We start from the raw sequence: 17,180 nt of genomic DNA on the forward strand, positions 1-17,180 counted from the left end.
GTCTCCCGCGTCAGCCGGTGCGCCGCCGTGTGACGGCGGCGAAGGCGCGGGCGCCCTGTCCGCCGCCGGGTACGGGGCGGCGGGTCGGCCCGGGGCCGGGGGCGCCGTAGTAGTTCTCGTCGTGCCGGCCCTGCCGGTCCATGGCGGCCCGGACCGCGCGGCCGTCCACCTCGGGGAGCTGATCGTGGTCGTGGTGGTGGCCGTCGTGGTGATGCTGGTGGCCGTGCCCCGCGTGGTGAGGGTGGTGGCCGTGTCCGTCGTGGTGGTGGCCCGGCGGGGGCAGGACGCGGTTGGGGTCGGCCAGGTGCGGCAGGACGTCCAGGGCGCGGTGCAGGTCGCGCTCGTACTTGAGGACGACGTTGGCCGTGTCGGCGAGCACCGCCGGGGCGAGTTCCTCGACACCGAGCACGGCGAGGGTGCGGGCCCAGTCGACGGTCTCGGAGATGCTGGGGTTCTTGCGCAGCTGCAGGTCGCGCAGGCCGCGCACCACCTCGACCAGCCGGCGGGCGGCGGCCTCCGGCAGCCCGGTGTTCTTCGACCGCACGATCTCCAGCTCCCGTTCGGCGTCCGGGTAGTCGAGGAAGAGGTGCAGGCAGCGCCGCTTGAGGGCGGCGGACAGGTCACGGGTGTTGTTGGAGGTGAGGACGACGTAGGGCGGGACCTTCGCGGTGTACGTGCCGATCTCCGGCACCGACACCTGGTACTCGGCCAGGCACTCCAGGAGCACGGCCTCCAGGGCCTCGTCCGCCCGGTCGACCTCGTCGATCAGCAGCACCGCCGGCTGTTCGCCGCGGATCGCCTCCAGCAGCGGGCGCGGGGCGAGGAAACGGTCGGAGAAGAACACGCTGTCCTGCTCCTCGATCCGCTGGACGGCCGAGGCCAGGTCGGGGGCGTCGGCGGTGAGGTCGCCGATCTTGTCGCGGAGCATCTGGGTGTACAGCAGCTGCTTGCCGTAGTCCCACTCGTACAGCGCCCTGCTCTCGTCCTGGCCCTCGTAGCACTGCAGGCGCAGCAGGCGGCGCCCGGTGACGGCGGCGAGCGTCTTGGCGAGTTCGGTCTTGCCGACGCCGGCCGGGCCCTCCAGGAGCACCGGCTTGTCGAGGCGGGTCAGCAGGAACACGGTGGTGGCCAGGCGCCGGTCGGCGATGTAGCCGTGCTCGGCGAACCGCTCGACGACCTCGTCGACCGAGGCGAACGCCGGACTGTCGGAATTCTGGGGTGTGGCGGGCACGGGTCCTCCGTCCGATGGGGCGGGAGCGGGGGCGACCTCCCAGTGCGGCCCCCGCTCCCGAGCGCGAGACGCTCAGCTGAGCAGGTCGTCCAGGTCGCCGTTCATGCAGTGCTCGACGACCGGCCGGACGGTGTCGAACGTGCACTCCTTGGCATTGCCCGGCGTGCAGGCGTCACCGAGGACGTGACGTGTGATGCGGTCGACGTCGGCCGCGTCACCCTTGATCACCTTGGCCTGCTCGTAGAACTTCGTCGGGCCCTGGCCGAGCCGGTTCTTGGAGTACGTGTCCTGCTTGACGTCGGTGAACTTCTCCGGGATGCCGACGTCCCGCAGCAGCCGGATGCCCGCGGCGAGCGCGGCCTCGGCCGCCTGGACCTTGGTCATGCCGTGGGTGTCGACACCCATGGCCTCGGCGATGTCCGCGAACCGCTCGTAGGCGGTGGGCATGTTGAACGCCCACACGCGGGGCAGCGCGATGGCGTTGTTGAGGCCGTGGTGGGTGTCGTAGAAGGCGCTGACGGCGTGCGAGATGGAGTGGATGATGCCGAGGCCGCCGGAGTTGAACGCCTGCGCCGCGATGTACTGGGCGTACATCATGCCCTCACGCCCGGCCAGGTCCTGGCCGTTCCACACCGCCTGCCGGAGGTGACGGGCCGTGAGCCGGATCGCGTGCAGCGCGTTGCCCAGTGACGGCTGGAAGTTGAGCCGGGAGACGTAGGGCTCGGAGGCGTGCGCCAGGACGTCGAAGCCGCACTGTGCCGTGTAGTCGAGCGGGCAGTCGTAGTACAGCGTGGGGTCGTCGATGGCGAGCGTGGCCACGGAGGCGTCGTCGAAGGCGACGTACTTGTGCGGGTTGTCGGGGTCGGTGGTCGTGTCGGTGATGACGTACGCCCAGGAGGTCTCCGAGCCGGTGCCGGCCGTGGTGGAGACCGCGATGTGCGGCGGGTTCTTGGGGTTCTCGGACTTGTTGAAGCCCTCGAAATCGTTGACGTTGCGGCCGTCGTGGGCCACCGAGATGCGGGCGCCCTTGCAGGCGTCGTGCGAGGAGCCGCCGCCGATGGAGACGAACGAGTCGCACTTGTTCTCCTGGTACAGCGCCACGGCGTCCATGACGTTGTAGTCCTTGGGGTTCGACTCGACCTTGTCGTACACCACGACCTCCAGGCCGTGGTACTTCATCGACTCGACGATCTTGTGCACGGTGTCGCTGCCGCGCAGACCCGTCGTCATCACCAGCGTGCGCTTGAAGCCCAGCTTCTTGGCCTCGGGGCCGATCAGCTCATGGGCGCCCGGGCCCATGAGCGCCCGCGGGAAAGGGTGGAATTCCTTGATCGGGAACGGCTTGAGAAGTTCTTCGACCTTCATGATCGGGACTTTCCTCTCCGCGCGGGAGGACCGCGCGTACTGCGTCGACTGCTCCCCGGGCCCTGCTTCCACGCGCCGTCTGCCGTGGGACGCCCGGCGCGTGTGACGCCTGGTCGTGTGCGCTCGGCCGCGCTCGGGCAGGGGGGCTCCCCGCGCCGCCGCACGGCCCGTCCTTCGGGCGAACGACGTCGCCTTCGAAGGCGGGGCCCGCCGGCGGCGCGGACGCCCGTGGCGGAGCACGGACGGTCCGGGGGAGCACGGACGTGCCGGAGTGCGTGGCGTGACTCACCTTCCGCCGAACACGGGGCGGGACGACACCGGCCGCCCGGACGGCAGCGGAGCGCGAACGGACGGGAGGCACCCTGTCCGATCGGACAGGACGCACGGCGGACACCGGTGCCGGCGGTGACCCACCTGTCCGACCGGACAGGGCGAGGGCGGCCGGAAGCAGGGCGAGACGCGACGGAGACCTCCGTAGCGTCGAGTACGGGCCGGTCACCGCACGGCGGTGCCGGACCTCCCCTCACTTTCCGTCCGTACAGGATCCCGTCCATACAGGAGATGTGCCGTGAACGAGAACCAGACGACCAGCGCCGAGCCGGACACCGCCGTCGACGAGGTGATCGAGGAAGTCCTCGTCGAGGAGGTGTCGATCGACGGCATGTGCGGCGTCTACTGAGGCCGGCCGCCATGCCTTCCCCCTCGGCCGCCCCGGACGGCACGGCGTTCGACGCGACGCGGCCCTACCGGCTGAATCCCTCCGTCGCGCTGCGCCCCGAGCCGTTCGGGGCCCTCGCCTACCACTTCGGCAACCGCCGGCTGTCCTTCCTGAAGGCGCCGGAGCTCGTCGACCTGGTCCGCGGACTCGACCGCCACCCCAGCGCCGGGGCCGCCCTGGCCGAGGTGCCCGACGCCCGGCGGGAGGCCTTTCTGCGGGCGCTGGCCTCGCTGGCCGCCGCCGACATGATCGTTCCCCAGCGCAGTGGAACCGGAGCACGGCGATGACCACCCTGCACGATCCCCCGCCCGCCGCACAGCGGGTTCCCGCCCTCGTCGAGCAGTTCAAGGGCGGCCTGCACGCCCCGATCTGCCTGACCTGGGAGTGGACGTACGCCTGCAATCTGTCCTGCGTCCACTGCCTGTCCTCGTCCGGACGGCGCGACCCCCGGGAACTGTCCACGGACGAGATCAAGTCCGTGATCGACGAGCTCCAGCGGATGCAGGTGTTCTACATCAACGTCGGCGGCGGCGAGCCCACGGTCCGCCCCGATTTCTGGGAGCTGCTCGACTACGCGATCGCCCACCGGGTGGGCGTGAAGTTCTCCACCAACGGCGTGCGTCTGACCCCCGAGCGGGCCCGGCGCCTGGCCTCCACCGACTACGTCGACGTGCAGATCTCCCTGGACGGGGCCACCCGCGAGGTCAACGACGCGGTCCGCGGCCCCGGTTCGTACGACATGGCCGTGCGTGCCATGGAGAACCTCGCGGAGGCCGGCTTCGACGGCTTCAAGATCTCGGTGGTGATGACACGCCGGAACGTCGCGCAGCTCGACGACTTCGCCGCACTCGCCGACCGCTACGGCGCCCAGCTGCGCATCACCCGCCTGAGGCCGTCGGGGCGCGGCGCGGACGTGTGGGACGAGCTGCACCCCACCGCCGAGCAGCAGCGCGAGCTCTACCACTGGCTGGTCGGCCACGGCGAGAAGGTGCTCACCGGGGACTCGTTCTTCCACCTCAACGCCCTGGGCTCGACGCCCATCCCGGGCCTCAACCTGTGCGGCGCCGGACGGGTGGTCTGCCTGATCGACCCCGTGGGCGACGTCTACGCCTGCCCGTTCGCCATCCATGACGCGTTCAGGGCGGGGAACGTCCGCTCGCCCGGCGGCTTCGAGAGGGTGTGGCGCACGTCGGACCTCTTCGCCGGTCTGCGCCGGCCCTCATCCGGCGGGGCCTGCTCGGGCTGCCCGGCGTACGACACCTGCCAGGGCGGCTGCATGGCCGCGAAGTTCTTCACGGGCCTGCCGCTGGACGGCCCGGACCCGGAGTGCGTCAGGGGCCACGGCGCCGCCGCGCTCTCGGCGGTCGACCCGGACGCACTGCCGCGTCAGGGCAACGACCACTCGCACCGCACCGTGCCCCTGGGCATGCCCACCGTGCGGTCCCGCCGCCCGGACCGCCTCTGCGACGAGAGCCCGCTGGCCGGCCTTGAACCGATGTGAACGGCCGTACGACCTTCCCCGGACCCCGGCCCCACCCGGGCAGGGGATCCCCCACGGCCGATGTGAGACGACGAAAGAGGATGGAGATGAGCGGGTGGATCGAGACGGTCGCGGAAGCCCAGCGGCGGGCGAGGAAGCGGCTGCCGAAATCCGTCTACAGCGCGCTGCTCGCGGGTTCCGAGAAGGGCGTGTCGTACGACGACAACACCGCCGCCTTCGGCGAGCTGGGCTTCGCCCCGCACGTGGCCGGGCTGTCGGCCAAGCGCGACCAGGCCACGACCGTCATGGGACAGCAGATCTCCCTGCCGGTGATCATCTCCCCGACCGGTGTGCAGGCGGTGCACCCGGACGGCGAGGTGGCCGTCGCCCGCGCCGCCGCCGCGCGGGGCACGGCGATGGGACTCAGCTCGTTCGCCAGCAAGCCGCTCCAGGACGTCGTGGCGGCCAACCCGCAGACGTTCCTCCAGGTGTACTGGATGGGTTCCAAGGACGAGATGGCCCGGCGCCTTCAGAACGCCCGTGACGCCGGCGCCAAGGGGCTGATCGTCACCCTCGACTGGTCCTTCTCCTACGGCCGGGACTGGGGCAGCCCCAGGATTCCGGAGCGGCTGACCCTGAAGGAGATGGTGCGCTTCGCCCCCGAGGCGCTGACCCGCCCGGCCTGGCTGTGGGACTTCGTCAAGTCCCGCCGGCTTCCGGACCTGAAGGTGCCCAACGTCGTCGATCCCGGCCAGGAGGCGCCCACGTTCTTCGGCGCCTACGGCGAGTGGATGGCGACGCCTCCGCCGTCCTGGGACGACGTGCGCTGGCTGCGCGAGCAGTGGGACGGACCGTTCATGCTCAAGGGGATCTGCCGGGTGGACGACGCCCTGCGCGCGGTCGACGCCGGAGTCACTGCGATCTCGGTGTCCAACCACGGCGGGAACAACCTCGACGCGACCCCGGCGCCGATCCGCGCCCTGCCCGCCATCGCGGACGCGGTGGGCGACCAGGTCGAGCTGCTGCTCGACGGCGGCGTCCGGCGCGGCAGCGACGTGGTCAAGGCGCTGGCGCTCGGCGCCAGGGCGGTGATGATCGGACGCGCCTACCTGTGGGGCCTGGCGGCGGGCGGGCAGGCCGGGGTGGAGAACGTTCTCGACATCCTGCGCCGCGGCATCGACTCGGCCCTGCTCGGGCTCGGGCGCTCGTCCGTCCACGAACTGACCCGTGACGACGTGGTGATCCCGCCCGGGTTCACCCGGACGCTGGGAGCGGTCTGAGGTGAGCGCCGGCCACGGGGGTGCGCCGTGATGTTCCGCCTCGCGAACCTGGTCTGGCCGGACCTGGCGGAGCGCCGCCCCCTGGTGCTGCTGCCGCTGGGTTCCTGCGAGCAGCACGGCCCGCACCTCCCGCTGGACACCGACACCGCGGTCGCCTCCGAGGTCGCCGAGCGGACCGTGGCGCGGCTCGCCGGAGAGGTGGACGTGCTGGTCGCCCCGGCACAGCCGTACGGCGCCAGCGGCGAGCACGAGGGCTTCCCCGGCACGGTGTCCCTCGGCCACGACGCGCTGCGCCTGCTGGTCACCGAGATCGGCCGCTCGCTGCTGCGCTGGGCGGACCGCCTGCTCGTGGTCAACGGGCACGGCGGCAACCTGACGAGCCTGGCCGAGGCGGTCACCGGCCTGCGCGGCGAGGGCCGCGACGCGGCCTGGTGGCCGTGTCTGCCGCCCAGTCCCGGCGCCGACGCCCACGCCGGGCGCACCGAGACCTCGATGATGCTGCGGCTGCGGTACGCGGCCGTGCGGAGCGAGCGGGCCGTCGCCGGGCCCACCGAGCCCGTCCCTCTGCTGATGGACCGTCTGATCGCCGAGTCCGTGCGCGGGGTGAGCCCGTCGGGCGTCCTCGGCGACCCCGCCGGGGCCAGTGCGGGCGAGGGCGAGCGGCTCCTGGACCGGATGGCGGACCGCCTCGCCGAGGACATCCGCGCCTGGCGGGTGGGCGAACGGGGACGGCTCGGACCTCCCGCGAGGAAGCCGGCCGCCGCTCCCGCGGAGAGCGGGCGATGACCGGCCGGCGGGTGGCCGTCGTCACCGGCGCCGCCCGGGGCATCGGTGCCGCGACGGTACGGCGGCTGGCGCGCGACGGCTGGGCCGTGGTGGCGGTGGACCGCTGCGCGGACGACCCCGACGTGCCCTATCCGCTGGCCGAGCCCCGCCGGCTGGACTTCCTGGCGCGGGAGTTCCCCCAGGTCCGTACGGTCCGCGCCGACGTGCGCGACGCCGCCGCGCTGCACCGCGCGGTGGAGCTGGCCGAACAGGAGTTCGGTGGTCTTGACGCCGCCGTGGCCGCCGCCGCGGTGATCCTCGGCGGCGGCCCGGTGTGGGAGCAGACCGACGCCCAGTGGCGGACCTTGTTCGACGTGGACGTCATGGGTGTGGCCAACCTCGCCCGTGCCGCCGTACCGGCCCTGCTGCGCAGGCCGCACCCCCGGCACGGCCGCTTCGTCGCCCTCGCCTCGGCCGCCGCCCACCGCGGTCTGTGGGGCCTGGGCGCCTACTGCGCGGCCAAGCACGCCGTGGTCGGCCTGGTGCGCGGCCTCGCCTGCGACCTGCGGGAGACCGGCGTGACCGCGGTCGCCGTCTCACCGGGCTCGACCCGCACGGACATGCTGCGGGCCACGGCCGGCCTCTACGGCCTGCCCGGCGTCGACGAACTCGCCGCCCGGCAGCTCACCGGGCGCCTGCTGGAGCCCGAGGAGGTGGCCGCCGCGGTGGCCTGGGCCTGCTCGCCCGACTCCTTCGCGCTCACCGGTTCCGTACTGCACGCGGACGGAGGGTTCACAGCATGACGACACACGCACCGCGCACACCGGCACCCCCGCGGGGCGTCCGGCTCCCCGCCCCGCCGGACACCGCTCTGCCGGCCGGCTTCACGGTCGAACTCGCGGCCGACACCCACCGGTCGAAGGACGGACGGCTGGTGCTCGGCGGTTCACCGCTGCGCCTGCTGCGGCTGACCGCCCCGGCGGCCCGCCGCCTGGACGGGGGCCGGTTCACGGTCACGGACCCGGCGAGCGGCGCGCTTGCGCGCCGGCTGCTCGACGCCGGGATCGCGCATCCGCGCCCCGCGCCGGTGCCGGTGACCGACACCACCGTGGTGATCCCCGTCCGCGACCGCGCCGACCAGCTCGACCGGCTGCTGACCGCCCTGCGCGCCGACCCGCCGACCGCGCGCCTGCCGGTCCTGGTCGTGGACGACGGCTCCACCGACCCCGCGGCCCTGGCCCGGGTGGCCCGCGCCCATGACGCCGAGCTGCTGACCCACCCGCGCAACCTCGGCCCGGCGGCGGCCCGCAACACCGGCCTGCGGCACGCCCGCACCGCGTACGTGGCGTTCTGCGACTCCGACGTGATCCCCGAACCCGGCTGGCTCGCGCCCCTGCTGGCGCAGTTCACCGACCCCGCGGTGGCGCTCGCCGCCCCCCGCGTGGTCGCGCTGCCCGTACCCGCGCCAGGGCTCCTGGACCGGTACGAGGAGAGGTGCTCGCCGCTGGACATGGGGGACAGGGAGGGGCCGGTCGTGCCGGTGTCCGCGCTGTCGTACGTGCCCAGCGCGACCATCGTGGTCCGCCGGTGTGCCGTTGGCGCGGGCTTCGACGAGGACATGCGGGTCGGGGAGGACGTCGACCTGTGCATGCGGCTGCACGAGGCCGGCTGGCGGCTGCGGTACGTCCCCGCCGCGCGCGTGGGCCACCGGCACCGCACCGACCTGCGCAGCTGGCTCGCCCAGCGGGCCGGATACGGCACCGGCGCCGCCGACCTGGCGCTGCGTCACCCCGGTCAGGTGCCGCCCCTGTACGCCGCGCCCTGGTCGCTCGCCGCCTGTGCCCTGCTGCTGCGCGGCAGGCCGGGCCCGGCGGCCGTGGCGGCGGCCCTGACCGCGGTGACCGCCGTACGGGTGGCACGCCGGATGCCCGACGCCGACAACCCGCCCCGGGCGGGAGCGCTGCTGTCCCTCGCCGCGCTGCGCGGAACCGCCGAGCAACTGCTGCGCTGCGCCACCCGGCACCACTGGCCCGTCGCGGTGACCGCCGCCGTGGCGAGCCGCCGCGTGCGGCGCGTGCTGATCGTCGCGGCCGTCGCCGAAGGGCTGGCCGACCACCGGCGCTCGGGCACCTCGCTTTCGCCCCTCGCCCACCTGGCGATCCGCCGCCTGGACGACCTCGCCTACGGCTGGGGCGTATGGCTGGGCGCCGCACGCCGCAGGACCACCGCGCCCCTGCGGCCACGCCTCGCCCTGCGCCTGGTGAGCCGCTGGACCGCCGGAGAGCGGCCCTGACACCCCGACAGGCCCCCAGCGCCGCGACCGCGTCCGCCAACCTCCCGCCAACCCTCCCCGGTCATCGTGTCTTTCCCAGGACGGCCGGCCGCCCTCCCCCGGCCCGGAACCTGTGCCGTCCGCACCCGTACCCCACTGGAGGATCCCGAATGTCTCCGCGCTCCGCCGACCACGCCCCTGCCGAGAACCCGCTCACCCCCCGGGACGCCGCGGTGTCCGGACTTCCGGAGCAGGCCGCGGCCGACCGGCTGGCGTTCTGGGCGCAGCAGGCCGGACAGCTGCACTGGGACACCGAGTGGGACCAGGTGCTGGACTGGTCCGACGCGCCCTTCGCCCGCTGGTTCACCGGCGGCAGACTGAACGTGGCGTACAACTGCGTCGACCGCCATGTCGAATCCGGCCACGGCGACCAGGTCGCCTTCCACTGGGAGGGCGAGCCGGGCGACACCCGCACGATCACCTACGCCGAGCTGAGGCGTGAGGTCTGCCGGACGGCCAACGCCCTGCTCTCCCTCGGCCTGACCGCCGGCGACCGGGTCGCCATCCAGCTGCCGATGATCCCCGAGGCGGTCTTCGCCATGCTGGCCTGCGCCCGGCTCGGCCTTCCGCACAGCGTGGTGTTCGGCGGGTTCTCCCCGGCCGCCCTGCAGTCCCGTATCGAGGACGCCCGGGCCAGGCTGCTGATCACGTCGGACGGGCAGTACCGGCGGGGCAAGGCGGAGCCCATGAAGGCGAACACCGACGAGGCGACCAAGGACACCCCGAGCATCGAGCACGTCCTGGTGGTCCGGCGCACCGGCATCGACGTGCCGTGGACCGAGGGCCGCGACGTGTGGTGGCACGACCTGGTCGACGCCCAGCCCGACGAGCACACGCCGGAGCCCTTCGACGCCGAGCACCCGCTGTTCATCCTCTACACGTCCGGTACGACGGGCAGGCCGAAGGGCATCCTGCACACCTCAGGCGGCTACCTCACCCAGGCCGCGTACACCCACCGCACCGTCTTCGGCCTCGACGCCGACACCGACGTCTACTGGTGCACCGCCGACATCGGCTGGATCACCGGGCACTCGTACCTCGTGTACGGGCCGCTCGCCAACCGGACGACCTCGGTCATGTACGAGGGGACGCCCAGCACCCCGCACGAGGGACGGCACTTCGAGATCATCGAGCGGTACGGCGTCACGATCTACTACACCGCCCCCACCCTCATCCGCACCTTCATGAAGTGGGGCGAGCACATCCCCGCCGCCCACGACCTGTCCTCGATCCGGGTGCTCGGCAGCGTCGGCGAACCCATCAACCCCGAGGCGTGGCGCTGGTACCGCGAGCACATCGGGGGCGGCAGGGCGCCGATCGTGGACACCTGGTGGCAGACCGAGACCGGCGCCGTCATGATCTCCCCCCTGCCCGACGGGCCGGCGGGGAAGCCCGGGTCGGCCCAGGCCCCCCTGCCGGGCCTGTCCGCCAAGGTGGTCGACGACCAGGGCCAGGAGGTCGGCAGGGGCGAGAGCGGCTACCTCGTCCTCGACCAGCCCTGGCCGTCGATGCTGCGCGGGATCTGGGGCGACGAGGAGCGCTACCGGGAGACGTACTGGTCCCGTTTCGCCGACCAGGGCTACTACTTCGCCGGCGACGGCGCGCGCTACGACGAGGACGGGGACATCTGGCTGCTCGGCCGCGTGGACGACGTCATGAACGTGTCCGGGCACCGGATCTCCACCGCCGAGATCGAGTCGGCGCTCGTCTCGCACCCCGCGGTGGCCGAGGCCGCGGTGGTCGGCGCATCGGACCCGACGACCGGACAGGCCATCGTCGCCTTCGTCATCCTGCGGGGCGGAGCCGCCGGGACCGAGGACGTGGCCGCGGCGCTGCGCGAGCACGTGGCCCGGGAGATCGGACCGATCGCCAAGCCCCGCCGGATCATGGTGGTCCCCGAACTGCCCAAGACCCGGTCCGGGAAGATCATGCGACGGCTGCTGCGCGACATCGCCGAGAACCGGGAGGTCGGCGACGTCACCACGCTCGCCGACGCGTCCGTGATGGACCTGATCGACGCCCGCCTCAAGGGCGGGACGTCACAGGCCGGCTGACCGGCCGGCACCGAGGGACGAAGAAGGGACAAGGAAGGGACAAGGAAGGGACAAGGAAGGGACAAGGACGCGGATGGCGCGCAGCGGCCTGTCGTCCGGCCGGGTCGTGCTCCTCACCGGAGCGGGCGGTCCCGTCGCGGCGATGACGGAGAGACTGCCGGCACACGGCGCCCGGGCGGCGACGGCCGGCGCGCTGTGCCACCTCCTGGCCCGCCGTCCGGACCGGGCGCACGGCCCGGTGCTGGTCCTGACCGAGGGATGCGCCCGCTGGCCACGGGCCGCCTGATCGAAGAACGCCGGTACCGGCGCATCCGAACACGACGAACACGACGGACACGCCCGGTCGGGCGTACGACCACGACGCCCGACCGGGCGTGTCCGAGGCAACCGATCCGAAGCAACCGAGCGGTATCCGACGCCCGGGATCCGGCCGCGGTCCGAGCGGCGCGAGTCCCGGGTCCCGTCCACGCGCCGAGAGCGCGACGACTGAAAGGCACGCACGCGCTGATGCGACTCGTCCTCATCGGCCCTCCCGGAGCGGGCAAGGGCACCCAGGCAGCCCTGCTCAGCCGAAGACTCGGCATCCCCCACATCTCCACCGGGGACCTGTTCCGCGAGCACGTCACCCGCCGAACGCCACTCGGGCAGGAGGCCCAGCGGTATCTCGACACCGGCGAACTCGTCCCCGACCACATCACCGGCGGCATGGTCCGCCGGCGGCTGGCGGAGCCGGACGCCCGGCACGGCTTCCTCCTCGACGGCTTTCCCCGCACCGTGCCCCAGGCTCAGGAACTCGCCGGCATGCTGGACTTTGCCGGGGCCGCACTGGACGCCGTGGTGGAGTTCGCCGTGCCCGAGGAGGTCGTGGTGACACGGCTGCTGAAGCGCGGCCGGCCGGACGACACCGAGGAGGTCATCCGCCACCGGCAGCAGGTCTACGCACGCCAGACCGCCCCTCTGCTCGACCACTACGCGGACATCCTGCTGACCGTCCACGCCGTCGGACCGGTCGGCGAGATCACCGAACGGGTGATCAGCGGTCTGCCGCGTCGCACCTGAGCGACGGTCGTGCCGCCCCGCTGCCCCGGACGACACCGGCCCCGCTCATCTCCTCCCGGGCGCCGAGCCGGTGAAGGGGAAGGGCAAGGCGTTCGGCGCACGGGACGCAGGAGAGCAGGGGAACACGCGGGAGAACAAGTGAGAGAACAAGGAAGAGCAAGGGAGCGCGCGGGGGCGGCGAGCCCCCGATCACGTACGAACGTATTAATGACGTTTGTCACGAAAATCGTACGGAGTTGAGGGAACCCCGGCGCTCGTCACGGCCTCTGAGGAGGTGACCACCAGAGGACGTGACCGATCGGGGATCTCCATGCGCACTTTCTCCCGGAGGGGAATGCTCGGCCTCGGCGCGGGTGCCGCGGCCGCCGTCGGGCTCGCGGGCTGCGGCGGCTCCGGATCGTCGGACGGCCCGGGCCGCACCGGCGGATCCCGGGCCACGAGCACACCCCGTACGACCCCCTCCGCGCCCTCCGTGCGCCTCATCGGCGACGGGTCGACCTCCTTCACCGGCCGGCAGCCGCGCCAGCCGGCCGAGCCGGTCCCGCTGGAGCCGGGTCAGACCCCGCCGCAGTTCGTCGTCTTCTCCTGGGACGGGGCCGGCGAGGTCGGCAACGGTCTGTTCCCCCGCTTCCTGGACCTCGCCGAGCGGCACGACGCCCGTATGACCTTCTTCCTGTCCGGCATCTATCTGCTGCCCGAGTCCAAGAAGCGTCTGTACGACCCGCCGAACAACCCGCGCGGCGCCTCCGACATCGGCTATCTGACCGACGAGCACATCAAGGACACCCTCGCCAACCTCCGCCGCGCCTGGCTCGAGGGCCATGAGATCGGCACCCACTTCAACGGCCACTTCTGCTCCGGCCGCGGCTCGGTCGCGCACTGGACGCCCCGGCAGTGGCGCAGCGAGATCGAGCAGGCCAAGAGCTTCGTCCAGCGGTGGAAGACGAACACCGGCTGGACCGAGCTGCCCGCCCTGCCCTTCGACTACGACAAGGAGCTCGTCGGCGGACGCACCCCCTGTCTGCTCGGCCAGGACCAGCTGCTGCCCACCGCCCGCGAGCTCGGCTGGCGCTACGACGCCTCCTCGCCCGGCGGCCGTCAGGTGTGGCCGGCGAAGCGGAAGGGGATCTGGGACCTGCCCTTGCAGCAGATACCTTTCCCCGGCCGTGGGTTCGAAGTCCTCTCGATGGACTACAACATGCTCGCCAACCAGTCGGTCAACTCCACCAACGCCCCCGCCCACCGCCACCCCGGCTGGCGCCGGCAGGCGACCCAGGCCTACATCCAGGGCTTCAAGCGAGCATACGAGACAAACCGGGCGCCCTACTTCATAGGCAATCACTTCGAGCAGTGGAACGGCGGCATCTACATGGACGCCGTCGAGGAGGCCCTCAAGCACATCGCGCGGGAGAGGGACAAGGGCGCGGATGTGCGCCTGGTCTCCTTCCGGCAGCTGGTCGACTGGCTGGACGCGCAGGATCCGCGGGTGCTCGCCAGGCTGCGCACCCTCGAGGTCGGGCAGCAGCCGCCCGGGGGCTGGAAGGAGTTCCTGAAGGACGCCGAGGGCAAGGACACCGAAGGCGCCGGGTCCCGGAGCGCGAAGGGCTCCTCGGACGCGGGCTGAGGTGCGGCGCCCCGGCCGTCAGGGGGGTGGGCAAGATCCCCGGAACGGGCATGCGAAACTTTTCACATGAGTGCCGCCAGTCGCGTCCCCCCGTGCTCGAACCGGGCGAACCACACGCCCCGTCCGCGCCGCACGCGCCCGAGCCGCGTCCGCCGCCGCACCGCCCTGCTCGCGGCCGGGACCGCCGTCGCCGCACTCACCCTGTCCGCGTGCGGGTCCGGGGGCACCTCCGGCGGCTCGGGCAACACCAACTTCGTCACCGGCTCCGACGGCATCGCCACCGTGAAGAAGGGCGAGCGCAAGCCCGCCCCCGACCTGTCCGGCAGGACGCTCGACGGCAAGCACCTCGACATGAGCGCCTACAAGGGCAAGGTCGTCGTTCTCAACGTCTGGGGCTCCTGGTGCGCGCCCTGCCGCGCCGAGACGCCCAATCTGGTGAAGGTGGCCGAGGCCACCGCCGACAAGGGCGTGCAGTTCGTCGGCATCAACACCCGCGACACCAGCCCTCAGCCGGCCCTGGCGTTCGAGAAGCAGTACAAGGTGCCGTACCCGAGCCTGTACGACCCCACGGGCAAGCTCCTGCTCCGCTTCGAGAAGGGCACCCTCAACCCGCAGGCCATCCCCAGCACGATCGTCATCGACCGGGAGGGGAAGATCGCCGCGCGTGCCCTCCAGGCACTCAGCGAGAAGAAGCTGCGCACGATGCTCGATCCGATCGTCGCGGAGAAGTGAGCAGCCGTGCTCCTGGCCGCGGTCACTGATCCCCAGCAGACGGTGTTCAGCGGGGCCCTGCTGCTCGCCCTGCCCATCGCCCTGCTCGCCGGGCTCGTCTCCTTCTTCTCCCCGTGCGTCCTGCCGCTCGTCCCCGGCTATCTGTCGTATGTGACGGGCGTCACCGGCACCGACCTGGCGGAGGCCCGGCGCGGGCGGATGGCCGTCGGTGCCTCGCTCTTCGTGCTCGGCTTCACTGCGGTCTTCGTCTCCGGCGGAGCGCTCTTCGGCTACGCCGGGCAGACCCTTCAGGACTACAAGGACATCCTGTCCAAGGTGCTGGGCGTGCTCATGATCCTCATGGGCGCCTTCTTCATGGGGCTGATGCCCTGGCTGACCCAGCGCGAGTTCCGCTTCCACAAGCGGCCGGCCACCGGTCTGGTGGGCGCGCCCCTGCTCGGGGCCCTGTTCGGGATCGGCTGGACCCCGTGCATCGGCCCGACCCTCTCCGCGGTCCAGACGCTCTCCTTCCAGCAGGCCAGCGCCGGGCGCGGCGCCCTGCTGACCGTCGCCTACTGCGCCGGGCTCGGCATCCCGTTCGTGCTCACCGCGGTCGCCTTCCGCAAGGCGCTCGGCGCCTTCGGCTGGGTCAAGCGCCACTATGTGTGGGTGATGCGCCTCGGCGGCACGATGATGATCGCGACCGGTGTCCTGCTGCTGACCGGCGTCTGGGACCTGCTGGTGCAGAGGATGCAGACCTGGTCCACCGGCTTCACTGTGGGGATCTGAACATGAGCAAGACAACGCCCGGCCCGACGGCCGACGGCACCCCGGTGCCCCCCGGTGAGGAGGAGCTGGGTGCCGCCGGTTCCCAGCCGGCCACCGCCCCCGCCGGGATCGCCGTCCCCGGCTCCTTCGGCGGCAGCCGCGCGCCCGGCCTGGCCGGCCGGCTCGCCTGGACCGGCCGCGAGCTCCTCGGCTGGGCCCGCTGGTTCTGGCGGCAGCTGACCTCCATGCGGGTCGCGCTGCTGCTGCTGTTCCTGCTCTCCCTCGGCGCCGTCCCCGGCTCGCTGATCCCGCAGGAGGGCACCGACGCGCTGAAGGTCGAGGAGTTCAAGGAGGCGCACCCGACGCTCGGGCCGATCTACGACAAGCTCGGCCTGTTCCACGTCTACAGCTCGGTGTGGTTCTCCGCGGTCTACATCCTGCTGTTCATCTCCCTCATCGGCTGCATCGTGCCGCGCACCTGGCAGTTCACGGGCCAGCTGCGGAGCCGCCCGCCGGGCGCCCCCCGACGGCTGACCCGGCTGCCCGCGTACACCACCTGGCGCACCGCCGCCTCGCCCCAGGAGGTCCGCGAGGCCGCGCTGAGGGTGCTCCGGCAGCGCCGCTTCCGCGCCCACATCGCCGGGGACGCCGTCGCCGCCGAGAAGGGCTATCTGCGGGAGGTCGGCAACCTCGTCTTCCACTTCGCGCTGATCGTGATGCTGGTCGCCTTCGCCTGGGGCCAGCTGTACAAGACCGAGGGCAACAAGCTGGTCGTCGAGGGCGACGGCTTCGCCAACACGCTCACCCAGTACGACGACTTCAAGTCCGGCAGCCTCTTCGAGAACGACGACCTGGTGCCGTTCAGCTTCACCCTGGAGGAGTTCACCGGCACCTATGAGCGCACCGGCCCGCAGCGGGGCACCCCGCGCGTCTTCGAGGCGGACGTCACCTACAGCGTGGGCGCCGACGGCAAGGAGCAGAAGGCCACCATCTCGCCCAACCACCCGCTGAAGATCGGCAACGCCCGGGTGTACCTGGTCAGCCACGGCTACGCCCCGACCGTCACCGTCCGGGACGGCAAGGGCAACGTGGTCTACCGGCAGGCCGTGCCGCTGCTGCCGATGGACGGCAACATCACCTCGCAGGGCGCGATCAAGGTGCTCGACGGCTACCGCAACGCCAAGGGCGAGTCCGAGCAGCTCGGCTTCTCGGCGTTCTTCGTGCCGACCTTCGCCGGCGCCGGCCAGGGCACGATGTTCTCCCAGTTCCCCGCGCTGGACTTCCCCGTCCTCGCGCTGACCGGCTTCCACGGCGACCTGGGGGTCGACTCGGGCCTTCCGCAGAACGTCTACCAGCTGGACACCAAGAGCCCGAAGCTGAAGCAGTTCAAGGACGACAAGGGCGAGATCGTCCGGGCCCGGCTGCTGCCCGGCGAGACGATGACCCTGCCCGACGGCGCCGGCTCCATCACCTTCGAGAAGGACATCAAGGAGTGGGCCGGTTTCCAGATCGTCCAGCAGTCCGGCAACGGCTGGGCGCTCGCCGGCGCGGTCTGCGCGATCGCGGGCCTGGCCGCCTCCCTGTTCATCCAGCGCCGCCGGGTCTGGGTGCGCGCCGTGGAGGGCGCCGACGGCGTGACGGTCGTCGAGATGGCGGGCCTCGGCCGCACCGAGTCCGCGCGGGTCCCCGAGGAGCTCGGCGACCTGGCCGCCCTCGTCCACGACAAGGCACCCGCACGGACCGACACCGACCCCCACCCCGACCCCGATCCCGCCTCCGACACCGGTCCCGCC

General features: G+C 72.4%; 16 protein-coding genes. 14 read left to right on the top strand and 2 right to left on the bottom strand.

Translation table 11 applies throughout. The features are described 5' to 3' along the window. Positions 1 to 10: 10 nt before the first annotated feature. Together CCN35_RS07195 and mdo are read right to left on the bottom strand one after the other, a co-directional pair. Positions 11 to 1,231 (bottom strand): AAA family ATPase, encoded by a 1,221-nt coding sequence (locus CCN35_RS07195; protein ID WP_067395247.1) that lies wholly within the window; start codon positions 1,229 to 1,231, stop codon positions 11 to 13. Between the two features lie 72 nt (positions 1,232 to 1,303). Continuing rightward, entirely contained in the window at positions 1,304 to 2,596 is a 1,293-nt protein-coding gene (gene mdo / locus CCN35_RS07200) for an NDMA-dependent methanol dehydrogenase (RefSeq protein ID WP_067395250.1), read from the bottom strand. 568 nt (positions 2,597 to 3,164) lie between these two features. On the opposite strand from mdo, the gene mftA reads away from it, so the two are divergent. The 14 genes from mftA to resB all read left to right on the top strand — a co-directional run. Further along, positions 3,165 to 3,275 carry a mycofactocin precursor MftA gene (mftA, locus tag CCN35_RS27625; RefSeq protein ID WP_067395255.1) on the top strand — a complete coding sequence of 37 codons (111 nt, stop codon included), beginning with the start codon at positions 3,165 to 3,167 and terminating at the stop codon, positions 3,273 to 3,275. 11 nt (positions 3,276 to 3,286) lie between these two features. Beyond that, entirely contained in the window at positions 3,287 to 3,601 is a 315-nt protein-coding gene (gene mftB / locus CCN35_RS07210; protein WP_067395258.1) for a mycofactocin biosynthesis chaperone MftB, read from the top strand. Further along, positions 3,598 to 4,815: a mycofactocin radical SAM maturase gene (gene mftC, locus CCN35_RS07215; protein ID WP_086791893.1), complete on the top strand. Its 1,218-nt coding sequence runs from the start codon at positions 3,598 to 3,600 to the stop codon at positions 4,813 to 4,815. The genes mftB and mftC overlap by 4 nt, the downstream gene beginning before the upstream one ends. Positions 4,816 to 4,901: 86 nt before the next feature. After that, positions 4,902 to 6,074 carry a pre-mycofactocin synthase MftD gene (gene mftD / locus CCN35_RS07220; RefSeq protein WP_079129757.1) on the top strand — a complete coding sequence of 391 codons (1,173 nt, stop codon included), beginning with the start codon at positions 4,902 to 4,904 and terminating at the stop codon, positions 6,072 to 6,074. Between the two features lie 30 nt (positions 6,075 to 6,104). Then, on the top strand, positions 6,105 to 6,860 hold the full coding sequence (gene mftE, locus CCN35_RS07225; protein WP_067395267.1) for a mycofactocin biosynthesis peptidyl-dipeptidase MftE: 756 nt from the start codon (positions 6,105 to 6,107) through the stop codon (positions 6,858 to 6,860). Continuing rightward, positions 6,857 to 7,642: a mycofactocin-coupled SDR family oxidoreductase gene (locus tag CCN35_RS07230; protein ID WP_067395269.1), complete on the top strand. Its 786-nt coding sequence runs from the start codon at positions 6,857 to 6,859 to the stop codon at positions 7,640 to 7,642. Before mftE ends, CCN35_RS07230 begins: the two co-directional genes overlap by 4 nt. Further along, positions 7,639 to 9,132: a mycofactocin biosynthesis glycosyltransferase MftF gene (gene mftF / locus CCN35_RS07235; protein WP_067395272.1), complete on the top strand. Its 1,494-nt coding sequence runs from the start codon at positions 7,639 to 7,641 to the stop codon at positions 9,130 to 9,132. Before CCN35_RS07230 ends, mftF begins: the two co-directional genes overlap by 4 nt. Before the next feature lie 149 nt (positions 9,133 to 9,281). Then, on the top strand, positions 9,282 to 11,225 hold the full coding sequence (gene acs / locus CCN35_RS07240; RefSeq protein ID WP_067395275.1) for an acetate--CoA ligase: 1,944 nt from the start codon (positions 9,282 to 9,284) through the stop codon (positions 11,223 to 11,225). A 73-nt stretch (positions 11,226 to 11,298) separates the two neighbouring features. Beyond that, positions 11,299 to 11,511, top strand: a complete 213-nt coding sequence (locus CCN35_RS07245; RefSeq protein ID WP_067395278.1) for a hypothetical protein — start codon at positions 11,299 to 11,301, stop codon at positions 11,509 to 11,511. A gap of 221 nt (positions 11,512 to 11,732) precedes the next feature. Further along, positions 11,733 to 12,284: an adenylate kinase gene (locus CCN35_RS07250; protein WP_079129750.1), complete on the top strand. Its 552-nt coding sequence runs from the start codon at positions 11,733 to 11,735 to the stop codon at positions 12,282 to 12,284. A 310-nt stretch (positions 12,285 to 12,594) separates the two neighbouring features. Then, on the top strand, positions 12,595 to 13,908 hold the full coding sequence (locus CCN35_RS07255; RefSeq protein WP_086791895.1) for a polysaccharide deacetylase family protein: 1,314 nt from the start codon (positions 12,595 to 12,597) through the stop codon (positions 13,906 to 13,908). A gap of 66 nt (positions 13,909 to 13,974) precedes the next feature. Beyond that, positions 13,975 to 14,640, top strand: a complete 666-nt coding sequence (locus tag CCN35_RS07260) for a TlpA family protein disulfide reductase (protein ID WP_067395284.1) — start codon at positions 13,975 to 13,977, stop codon at positions 14,638 to 14,640. A gap of 6 nt (positions 14,641 to 14,646) precedes the next feature. Continuing rightward, positions 14,647 to 15,408, top strand: coding sequence for a cytochrome c biogenesis CcdA family protein (locus tag CCN35_RS07265; protein ID WP_067395287.1), 762 nt, complete (start codon positions 14,647 to 14,649; stop codon positions 15,406 to 15,408). 2 nt (positions 15,409 to 15,410) lie between these two features. After that, a partial coding sequence (gene resB / locus CCN35_RS07270) for a cytochrome c biogenesis protein ResB (RefSeq protein ID WP_086791897.1) occupies positions 15,411 to 17,180 on the top strand: 1,770 nt, incomplete at its 3' end.

This window comes from Streptomyces thermovulgaris (assembly GCF_002155915.1).
GTDB lineage: Bacteria > Actinomycetota > Actinomycetes > Streptomycetales > Streptomycetaceae > Streptomyces > Streptomyces thermovulgaris.

Coding starts and splice junctions, on each gene's coding strand:
- mftF (WP_067395272.1), top strand. CDS start 7,639: ATGACGACACACGCACCGCGCACACCGGCACCCCCGCGGGGCGTCCGG.
- mftC (WP_086791893.1), top strand. CDS start 3,598: ATGACCACCCTGCACGATCCCCCGCCCGCCGCACAGCGGGTTCCCGCC.
- CCN35_RS07250 (WP_079129750.1), top strand. CDS start 11,733: ATGCGACTCGTCCTCATCGGCCCTCCCGGAGCGGGCAAGGGCACCCAG.
- CCN35_RS07255 (WP_086791895.1), top strand. CDS start 12,595: ATGCGCACTTTCTCCCGGAGGGGAATGCTCGGCCTCGGCGCGGGTGCC.
- CCN35_RS07230 (WP_067395269.1), top strand. CDS start 6,857: ATGACCGGCCGGCGGGTGGCCGTCGTCACCGGCGCCGCCCGGGGCATC.
- mftB (WP_067395258.1), top strand. CDS start 3,287: ATGCCTTCCCCCTCGGCCGCCCCGGACGGCACGGCGTTCGACGCGACG.
- CCN35_RS07245 (WP_067395278.1), top strand. CDS start 11,299: ATGGCGCGCAGCGGCCTGTCGTCCGGCCGGGTCGTGCTCCTCACCGGA.
- mftE (WP_067395267.1), top strand. CDS start 6,105: ATGTTCCGCCTCGCGAACCTGGTCTGGCCGGACCTGGCGGAGCGCCGC.
- mftD (WP_079129757.1), top strand. CDS start 4,902: ATGAGCGGGTGGATCGAGACGGTCGCGGAAGCCCAGCGGCGGGCGAGG.
- mdo (WP_067395250.1), bottom strand. CDS start 2,596: ATGAAGGTCGAAGAACTTCTCAAGCCGTTCCCGATCAAGGAATTCCAC.
- acs (WP_067395275.1), top strand. CDS start 9,282: ATGTCTCCGCGCTCCGCCGACCACGCCCCTGCCGAGAACCCGCTCACC.
- CCN35_RS07260 (WP_067395284.1), top strand. CDS start 13,975: ATGAGTGCCGCCAGTCGCGTCCCCCCGTGCTCGAACCGGGCGAACCAC.